Annotated in this window: 8 protein-coding genes; 5 read left to right on the forward strand and 3 right to left on the reverse strand. The window is 60.5% G+C overall.

Features of this window, described 5'->3' with window-relative positions; genetic code table 11:
• Positions 1–59 precede the first annotated feature (59 nt).
• Positions 60–1,364: a homoserine dehydrogenase gene (locus AC1Q6I_RS32590; RefSeq protein ID WP_024077233.1), complete on the forward strand. Its 1,305-nt coding sequence runs from the start codon at positions 60–62 to the stop codon at positions 1,362–1,364.
• A 67-nt stretch (positions 1,365–1,431) separates the two neighbouring features.
• Positions 1,432–2,841 (forward strand): threonine synthase, encoded by a 1,410-nt coding sequence (gene thrC / locus AC1Q6I_RS32595; RefSeq protein ID WP_024077232.1) that lies wholly within the window; start codon positions 1,432–1,434, stop codon positions 2,839–2,841.
• Between the two features lie 81 nt (positions 2,842–2,922).
• On the opposite strand, the gene AC1Q6I_RS32600 is transcribed toward thrC, so the two are convergent.
• A complete protein-coding gene (locus AC1Q6I_RS32600; protein ID WP_024077231.1) occupies positions 2,923–3,144 on the reverse strand; it encodes a hypothetical protein in 222 nt (73 codons plus the stop codon).
• 311 nt (positions 3,145–3,455) lie between these two features.
• On the opposite strand from AC1Q6I_RS32600, the gene AC1Q6I_RS32605 reads away from it, so the two are divergent.
• Entirely contained in the window at positions 3,456–3,740 is a 285-nt protein-coding gene (locus AC1Q6I_RS32605) for a DUF3509 domain-containing protein (RefSeq protein WP_041161012.1), read from the forward strand.
• A 172-nt stretch (positions 3,741–3,912) separates the two neighbouring features.
• Here AC1Q6I_RS32605 and AC1Q6I_RS32610 read toward each other — a convergent pair whose 3' ends face one another.
• Both AC1Q6I_RS32610 and AC1Q6I_RS32615 read right to left on the reverse strand, forming a co-directional pair.
• Positions 3,913–4,797, reverse strand: coding sequence for a TIGR02285 family protein (locus tag AC1Q6I_RS32610; RefSeq protein ID WP_024077229.1), 885 nt, complete (start codon positions 4,795–4,797; stop codon positions 3,913–3,915).
• Positions 4,797–5,996 carry a CaiB/BaiF CoA transferase family protein gene (locus AC1Q6I_RS32615; RefSeq protein WP_024077228.1) on the reverse strand — a complete coding sequence of 400 codons (1,200 nt, stop codon included), beginning with the start codon at positions 5,994–5,996 and terminating at the stop codon, positions 4,797–4,799. Before AC1Q6I_RS32615 ends, AC1Q6I_RS32610 begins: the two co-directional genes overlap by 1 nt.
• 148 nt (positions 5,997–6,144) lie before the next feature.
• Between AC1Q6I_RS32615 and AC1Q6I_RS32620 the strand changes: the two genes are divergently transcribed.
• Positions 6,145–6,687, forward strand: coding sequence for a YaeQ family protein (locus tag AC1Q6I_RS32620; protein ID WP_024077227.1), 543 nt, complete (start codon positions 6,145–6,147; stop codon positions 6,685–6,687).
• 176 nt (positions 6,688–6,863) lie between these two features.
• Positions 6,864–8,573, forward strand: coding sequence for a single-stranded-DNA-specific exonuclease RecJ (recJ, locus tag AC1Q6I_RS32625; protein ID WP_102625002.1), 1,710 nt, complete (start codon positions 6,864–6,866; stop codon positions 8,571–8,573).
• Positions 8,574–8,737: the final 164 nt, after the last annotated feature.

Genomic DNA, 8,737 nt, shown 5'->3' on the forward strand with positions numbered 1-8,737 from the left:
GTTGTGCGGCTGTTTTCCACGGCCGACCTAGCGTCGGCCGTTTCATGGGGAGTTCTTCAGTGAAACCGGTCAAAGTAGGCATCTGTGGGTTAGGGACCGTCGGTGGCGGTACCTTCAACGTACTTCAGCGTAATGCTGAAGAAATTTCCCGCCGTGCAGGGCGTGGGATTGAAGTGGCGCAAATTGCCACGCGTTCGCCAAAGCCTCAGTTCCAAACGACCGGTATTGCGATTACCAACGATGTCTTCGCCGTGGCCACCAACCCTGAAATCGATATCGTCATCGAGCTGGTCGGCGGCTACACCGTGGCCCGCGAACTGGTGCTCAAGGCTATCGAGAACGGCAAGCACGTGGTCACCGCCAACAAGGCGCTGATCGCCGTGCACGGCAACGAGATCTTCGCCAAGGCCCGCGAGAAGGGCGTGATCGTCGCGTTCGAAGCCGCAGTGGCCGGCGGTATTCCGGTGATCAAGGCCATTCGTGAAGGCTTGTCCGCCAACCGTATCAACTGGGTAGCCGGCATCATCAACGGCACCGGTAACTTCATCCTCACCGAAATGCGCGAGAAGGGTCGTACCTTCGAAGACGTGCTGGCTGAAGCCCAGGCCCTGGGCTACGCCGAAGCCGACCCGACCTTCGACGTCGAGGGCATCGACGCGGCCCACAAGTTGACCATCCTGGCGTCCATCGCCTTTGGTATCCCGCTGCAATTCGACAAGGCCTACACCGAAGGCATCACCCAGCTGACCACGGCCGACGTGAACTACGCCGAAGCCCTGGGCTACCGTATCAAGCACCTGGGCGTGGCGCGCAGCACACCGGCCGGTATCGAGTTGCGTGTACACCCGACGCTGATCCCGGCCGATCGCCTGATCGCCAACGTCAACGGTGTGATGAACGCCGTGATGGTCAACGGTGATGCCGCCGGTTCCACCTTGTTCTACGGCGCCGGCGCCGGCATGGAGCCGACCGCTTCGTCGGTGATCGCCGACCTGGTGGACGTGGTTCGCGCCATGACCAGCGATCCGGAAAACCGTGTGCCGCACCTGGCCTTCCAGCCGGATTCGCTGTCGGCCCACCCGATCCTGCCGATCGAGGCATGCGAAAGCGCCTACTACCTGCGCATCCAGGCCAAGGACCATCCGGGCGTGTTGGCCCAGGTCGCCAGCATCCTGTCGGAGCGCGGCATCAACATCGAGTCGATCATGCAGAAGGAAGTCGAGGAACAGAACGGCCAGGTGCCTATGATCCTGTTGACCCACCGCGTGCTTGAGCAGCGCATCAACGATGCCATCACCGCTCTGGAGGCCTTGCAGGGCGTCGTGGGCCCGGTGGTGCGGATTCGCGTCGAACACTTGAACTAACCGATTTGTTCCAGGGGCCCCGTGTGTGCGGCGGCCCCTGTTCGAGAATGTTTTAGAGGAGCCAGTCATGCGTTACATCAGCACCCGCGGCCAGGCACCGGCCCTGAATTTCGAAGACGTTTTGCTGGCAGGCCTTGCCACCGACGGCGGCCTGTACGTGCCGGAGAACCTGCCACGCTTCACCCAGGAAGAAATTGCTTCCTGGGCCGGCCTGCCGTACCACGAACTGGCATTCCGGGTGATGCGCCCGTTCGTTACCGGCAGCATCCCGGATGCGGATTTCAAAAAGATCCTGGAAGAGACATACGGCGTGTTTTCCCACAGCGCCATCGCCCCGCTGCGCCAACTGAATGGCAACGAGTGGGTGCTTGAGCTGTTCCACGGCCCGACCCTGGCGTTCAAGGACTTTGCCCTGCAACTGCTGGGGCGCCTGTTGGACTACGTGCTGGAAAAACGCGGCGAGCGCGTGGTGATCATCGGCGCTACTTCCGGTGACACCGGTTCGGCGGCCATTGAAGGCTGCAAACACTGCGAAAACGTCGATATCTTTATCCTGCACCCGCACAAGCGTGTGTCGGAGGTGCAGCGTCGGCAGATGACCACCATCTTCGGTGAGAACATCCACAACATCGCCATCGAAGGCAACTTTGATGACTGCCAGGAAATGGTCAAGAACAGCTTCGCTGACCAGAGCTTCCTCAAGGGCACGCGCCTGGTGGCAGTGAACTCGATCAACTGGGCGCGGATCATGGCCCAGATCGTCTACTACTTCCACGCCGCCCTGCAGCTGGGTGGCCCGGCGCGTTCGGTGTCGTTCTCGGTGCCGACCGGCAACTTCGGCGATATCTTCGCCGGCTACCTCGCGCGCAACATGGGCCTGCCGATCAACCAGTTGATCGTCGCCACCAACCGCAACGACATCCTGCACCGCTTCATGAGCGGCAACCAGTACGTCAAGGAAACCCTGCACGCCACCCTGTCGCCGTCGATGGACATCATGGTGTCGTCGAACTTCGAACGCCTGCTGTTCGATATGCACGGCCGTAACGGGGCTGCGCTGGCTGAGTTGATGAACAGCTTCAAGAGCGGTGGTGGTTTCAGCGTCGATCAAGAGCGCTGGACCGAAACCCGCAAGCTGTTCGACTCCCTCGCGGTGGACGATGCACAGACCTGCGAAACCATCGCTGAAGTCTATGCCCAGACCGGCGAACTGCTGGACCCGCATACCGCCATCGGTGTAAAGGCTGCGCGTGAATGCCGTCGCAGCCTGGATATCCCGATGGTGATCCTGGGCACCGCCCACCCGGTCAAATTCCCGGAAGCGGTGGAAAAGGCGGGCGTTGGCAAGGCTTTGGAACTGCCGGAGCATCTGGCCGACCTGTTCGAGCGTGAAGAGCGTTGCACAGTGCTGCCGAATGATTTGAAGGCGATGCAGGCGTTTGTCAGCCAGCATGGTAATCGTGGCAAGCCTTTGTAAGACAAATCACGAAGACAAAAACGCCGCTTTCCCTTCCTTGGGTCAGCGGCGTTTTTCGTTTCTGGCCGGCCCGCTCAAGTGTTACGAGAATAGTTTCTGGGCGACGACTATGACTGTGCCGACAGCGGCATAGAAGCCGGTCGCGATAGCCACCGGGTACCAGAACGTCTCACAGGTTATCTTCAGGGATTCTGCGTGGAGTTTGTTTTGCTCTGCATTCATGCGTGCTATCTCAGCAAAAATACGGGATACCTCGGCGTGCATCCTGTCTGTCGCTGTCTGTTGTTCATTTTGTTCTGCCATCGTATTTATCCTTCGGAATAAGGGCCTTTTGACATGCGCTTTACCTGTGTGGCAGCGTGACCAGCGCTCACCGAGTATAGGATTCACCTCCGGTCACAGCCGTCGGAAACCCCAAAACAGCCGCCCATTGCGTAAGCAGTCATGTGCGCCGTTTTTTGGTTGTCATGTTGCAAGCGCATGCTGGTTCTAGTCACTCCCCGAAACCCCCATAACGACGAAAAAGCGAACTTTCCTACGTTACATCCAGTCACTTAGGATAGATGCAGCTCCCGTTGAACCGATTGTTCCCGAACTATTGAGTGGTGATCGAGATGGAAAGTATCAGCCTATTGCTCGAAGAAGCACTGAGCCCTTATCAGGTTACGCTGACCGCCTCTGGTGCGCAGGGCGAGTGCCTGGTGACCGTGAAGAATCCTGCTGGCGCCATCGTGGTCGAACGTGAAGTCGACCGTGCGCAACTGACTGACAAGCGCGCTCTGGTGGATGTGGTGGATTGCCTGCTGCGCGATCTCAAAATCGCAGAGGGGCGTCTTGAACCGTCGGTGATCGCGGCCCTGCGTAACGCCGCCCAGACCCGTAGTGGGGTGTTGGCATGAAGAATTATTTTTCTTCGGAACCTTCTTACGCTATGACGAGTCAGATTTCGTAACAGTAAGAGCAAACATTGTGCTCCGGTGTTTGTGTCTTGTTGTACTGGTCTTTTTGTAGGCCACGTTTAACCCCGAGTTGTCTCCCCACTCCTCGGGGTTTCTTTTTGCCCGCGATTTGTCAGGGCATGGGCGAGTCCTGGAAAAAGCTTGGGTTGTCGCGCAGGTAGTGTTCCCGGGTGACCGGGTCCAGCCAGGAAGCGTAGGACTGCTGCACCTGTTCCAGAGGGATGTCACGCAGTACCTGGTTGATGCGTTCGATCGCCTCGCGGCCGAGGGCGGTGTTCGAGCAACCGATGTGCGTGCGTTGGTAAGGCGCGGCGCCCTTGATCGGGAAAAACATCAGCTCCTGTGGGTCGATCCCCTGTTGCATGGCGTGGTAGCGGATCTCCGTCCAATAGCCCAGGACCGCTTCCAGGCGGCCGAGACGTTGCATCTGCAACAGGCTGCCCAATGCATCGTTGCCGTAGTGCAGCGCCAATTTGTGCGCGGTGGCGTGCTTGAGGCGCTCGTCGATGACGGCGCCATAGCTGCGTTCTGCGGTGGCGCCAAGCCGGGTGTTGGGAGCGTCGAGAAAAGCCTGCAGGTCGAACTGACCGTCGTTGATGAAGGGCGCCATGGCCTCCTGCTGGCTCCGGCGGATCATCACGCCATTGCTCACCGTCACGAAGGCCTGGGTCGAAAAAACAACGTACTTGGCGCGCTCCGGTGTCCACAGCAGTGACGGGTCACAGGTGAACGACGGCTCGCGCAGCATTTGCGTGCCCCGGGCGCGGTTGACGTGCAGGATCTGATGGCGATATTCCGGCAGGCGCTCGGCGAGCATGGGCAGCAACTGGTCCAGTGCTCCCTGCCCCTTGCGCGGGCCTTCGAAAATGGTCACCGGTGGCAGGTCGCGCAACAACCAGACCAGCGTATCCTGGGCGTTGGCCGATACCGGCCAGCCGCCGACCATCAAGGTTACGTGACACAGGCAAATGAACCAGCGCTGGACGCGACGTGTCATCAGATCGCGCCATCCTCATGCAAACGGGTGATTGCCAGGGCATCGTAGCCCAGCGCCTGGAGCAGCTCGTTGTTGTGTTCGCCCAGCTTCGGTCCGACCCATTCACAACTGCCTGGCGTGTCCGACAGCTTGGGCACGATGCCGGGCATCTTGAAGTCCTTGCCGTCCGGCAGTTGCGCCTTGAGGAACATCTCCCGAGCCAGGAACTGCGGGTCTGCGAGCATGTCTTCAGCACTGTAGATGCGGCTGGCGGGGACCTCGGCCTTGTTCAACTGCTCCACCACCTGCTCCAGTGGCAAGGCGTTGACCCAACGATCAATCACCCCGTAAAGCTCATCGCGGCGGCCATCACGCCCATCATTGCTGGCCAGTTCCGGGTCGTTGGCCAGGTCCTCACGGCCGATGGCCGACATGAAGCGCTTGAAGATCGCATCGCCGTTGGCGCCAATCTGCACGTGCTTGCCGTCCGCACTGGTATGGATCGAAGACGGCGTGATGCCAGGCATGATGTTGCCGGTGCGCTCGCGGATAAACCCGAACACGTCGAACTCGGGGACCATGCTTTCCATCATGGCGAAAATCGCTTCGTACAGCGCCACATCCACCACTTGGCCGACCCCACCGTTGACCTCGCGATGACGCAGTGCCATCAGCGCACCGATCACCGCCCAGAGGGCGGCAATCGAATCACCGATGGAAATCCCGGTACGCACCGGCGGGCGGTCTTCGAAGCCGGTGATATAGCGCAGCCCTCCCATGGACTCGCCCACCGCGCCAAACCCTGGCTGGTCTTTCATTGGCCCGGTCTGGCCGAAGCCAGAGAGGCGCACCATCACCAGCTTCGGGTTCAGTGCGTGCAGGGTTTCCCAGCTCAGGCCGAGTTTTTCCAGGACGCCGGGACGGAAGTTTTCGATCAGGATGTCGGCGTCTGCCAGCAACTGTTTGAGGACCGCCAGCCCGTCCGGATGCTTGAGGTTCAGCGTCAGTGACTTCTTGTTGCGCGCCTGCACAAACCACCACAACGAGGTGCCTTCATACAGCTTGCGCCACTTGCGCAGCGGGTCGCCGCCATCCGGCGACTCGACCTTGATCACTTCGGCGCCGAACTCGGCGCAGATGCGTGAAGCGAAGGGGCCGGCGATCAGGGTGCCGAGTTCGATGACTTTCAGGCCGGCAAGCGGTTTGGCATTAAACGACATGATGATCCTTTCAAGCGCAGGGCAGTGGTGTGATGCCTTTTAACATAGGCGAGTGGCCCAGGGATAAGGATGATGCAGCGCAGGATTCGTTGAATGCCCTCGCCATCGGTTAGACTGGCCGCCTTTCCCTGTCTCTAGAAGCCCGTTCATGGCCCAGCCGTCCACGACCTATAAATTCGAACTCAACCTCACCGACCTCGATCGCTCGGTGTACGAGAGCGTCAAACAGACCATCGCCCGCCACCCGTCGGAAACCGAAGAGCGTATGACCGTGCGCCTGCTGGCCTACGCGCTGTGGTACAGCGAACAGGTGTCGTTCGGCCGTGGCCTCTCGGATGTAGACGAGCCGGCCCTGTGGGAAAAAAGCCTGGATGATAGGGTTTTACACTGGATCGAAGTCGGCCAGCCCGATGTCGACCGCCTGACCTGGTGCTCGCGCCGCGCCGAACGTACCAGTTTGCTCGCCTATGGCAGCCTGCGCGTGTGGGAAGGCAAGGTGGTGCCGGCGGCGAAAAGTATGAAGAACGTGCACATCGCTGCCGTGCCGCAGGAAGTCCTCGAGACCTTGGCCAAGGACATGCCGCGCGTGATCAAGTGGGACGTGATGATCAGTGAAGGCACGATCTTCGTGACTGATGACCGCGGCCAGCACGAAGTGCAACTGCAATGGCTGGTCGGCGAGCGCGGTTGAAAAATGTGGGAGGCGGCGTGCTCCCGATGACGCTGGCGCCGGTCAAGTTGCTGTCACTGTTGCGTCGGCTACCGAGAGCCATTCGAATTGTCGCACCGCCCCTCCCACAGCTGACCCGTGCCGCTTTAAGCCGTGTTGTTTAACCGTTGTATCAGCAGAGAAGCTCCCGTCACCCCATGCGTATCGATCCTCGCCCATTACCCGCCGTCATGCCCTTCCTGGGTGAACTGCCACCGCTGTTGACCCGCCTCTATGCCGCTCGCGGGGTGCAGTCCGAGGCGGAGCTGGATAAAAGCCTGGCGCGGTTGATTCCCTTCCAGCAGCTCAAGGGCATCGACGCGGCGGTAGACCTGTTGGTGACCGCATTGCAGCAACGCCAGCGCATCCTGATCGTCGGCGACTTCGACGCCGATGGTGCTACCGCCAGTACGGTGGGCACCCTGGGCCTGCGGCTGCTGGGTGCGGCCCATGTCGATTACCTGGTGCCCAACCGTTTCGAATACGGCTATGGCCTGACCCCGGAAATTGTCGCCGTCGCCTTGCAGCGCGAGCCGCAGTTGTTGATCACGGTGGACAACGGCATCTCCAGTGTCGAGGGCGTGGCGGCGGCGAAAGCGGCGGGGCTCAAGGTGCTGGTCACCGACCACCACTTACCGGGGGATGAATTGCCGGCGGCGGACGCCATCGTCAACCCGAACCAGCCAGGCTGTGAGTTCCCCAGCAAGGCATTGGCCGGCGTAGGCGTGATCTTCTACGTGCTGATGGCCCTGCGTGCTCGCTTGCGCAGTTTGGGCTGGTACGAGAACAAAGCGCAGCCGAACATTGGGGAGTTGCTCGACCTGGTCGCCCTGGGCAGCGTCGCTGACGTTGTACCGCTGGACGCCAACAACCGCATCCTGGTCCATCAGGGCCTGGAACGTATTCGCGCCGGTCGTGCGCGGCCAGGGATCAAGGCGATTCTCGAGGTCGCCAAGCGCGATGCGGCGCGCATCACGTCCACCGACCTGGGTTTTATCCTCGGCCCCCGGTTGAACGCTGCCGGGCGCCTGGATGATATGAGCCTGGGTATCGAATGCCTGCTGACCAGCGATTTTGCTGCGGCTCGGGAAATGGCTGCGCTATTGGACGGTATGAACCAGGACCGCAAATCCATCGAGCAAGGCATGCAGCGCGAGGCCCTGGCCCAGCTCAAGGACTTGCCGGTGGACTCGATGCCCTATGGCTTGTGCCTGTTCGATCCGGAGTGGCATCAAGGGGTGATCGGCATTCTGGCGTCGCGCATGAAAGAGCGTTATTTCCGCCCGACCATTGCCTTCGCCGACGCCGGTGATGGCCTGCTCAAGGGCTCGGGGCGCTCTGTGCCGGGCTTCCACATCCGTGATGCCCTGGCGGTAGTCGCCAGCCAGCATCCGAACCTGATCGCCAAGTACGGCGGCCATGCCATGGCGGCGGGGCTGACGCTGCCCGAGGCGAATTTTCCCCTGTTTGCCGAAGCCTTTGACGCTGAAGTACGTCGGCAATTGCGCGAGGAAGACCTCACCGGCCGGTTGCTGTCCGATGGCACCCTGGCGGTTGAGGAGTTTCACCTCGAACTGGCCCGCGCGCTGCGGCATGCCGGGCCGTGGGGGCAGCACTTTCCCGAGCCGTTGTTTCACGGCGTGTTCCAGTTGGTGGAGCAGCGAGTGGTGGGGGAGCGACACCTGAAAGTGGTGCTCAAGACCGAATGCGGGTCGGTGAAGCTTGATGGCATTGCGTTTGGAGTGGACCGCGAAGTGTGGCCGAACCCGACGGTGCGTTGGGTGGAGTTGGCCTACAAGCTGGACGTGAACGAGTTTCGGGGGAATGAAACCGTGCAACTGATGATTGCCCACATCGAGCCGCGCTAGATTTTACTAACACCGCAAAACAACTGTGGGAGGGGGGCTTGCCCCCGATAGCGGTAGGTCAGTCACAGCATTATTGACTGACACTCAGCTATCGGGGTGTAGAACCGTAGACATCGTTTACATCTGAAACCGGGGACATCGTTTACACATTTGAGGCTTGGACG

It is taken from the genome of Pseudomonas sp. MPR-R2A5 (assembly GCF_058793055.1).

What these genes read in the sequence shown, in the direction of transcription:
- recJ (WP_102625002.1), top strand. Translation starts at nt 6,864, where the DNA reads ATGCGTATCGATCCTCGCCCATTACCCGCCGTCATGCCCTTCCTGGGT.
- AC1Q6I_RS32620 (WP_024077227.1), top strand. Translation starts at nt 6,145, where the DNA reads ATGGCCCAGCCGTCCACGACCTATAAATTCGAACTCAACCTCACCGAC.
- thrC (WP_024077232.1), top strand. Translation starts at nt 1,432, where the DNA reads ATGCGTTACATCAGCACCCGCGGCCAGGCACCGGCCCTGAATTTCGAA.
- AC1Q6I_RS32610 (WP_024077229.1), bottom strand. Translation starts at nt 4,797, where the DNA reads ATGACACGTCGCGTCCAGCGCTGGTTCATTTGCCTGTGTCACGTAACC.
- AC1Q6I_RS32615 (WP_024077228.1), bottom strand. Translation starts at nt 5,996, where the DNA reads ATGTCGTTTAATGCCAAACCGCTTGCCGGCCTGAAAGTCATCGAACTC.
- AC1Q6I_RS32605 (WP_041161012.1), top strand. Translation starts at nt 3,456, where the DNA reads ATGGAAAGTATCAGCCTATTGCTCGAAGAAGCACTGAGCCCTTATCAG.
- AC1Q6I_RS32600 (WP_024077231.1), bottom strand. Translation starts at nt 3,144, where the DNA reads ATGGCAGAACAAAATGAACAACAGACAGCGACAGACAGGATGCACGCC.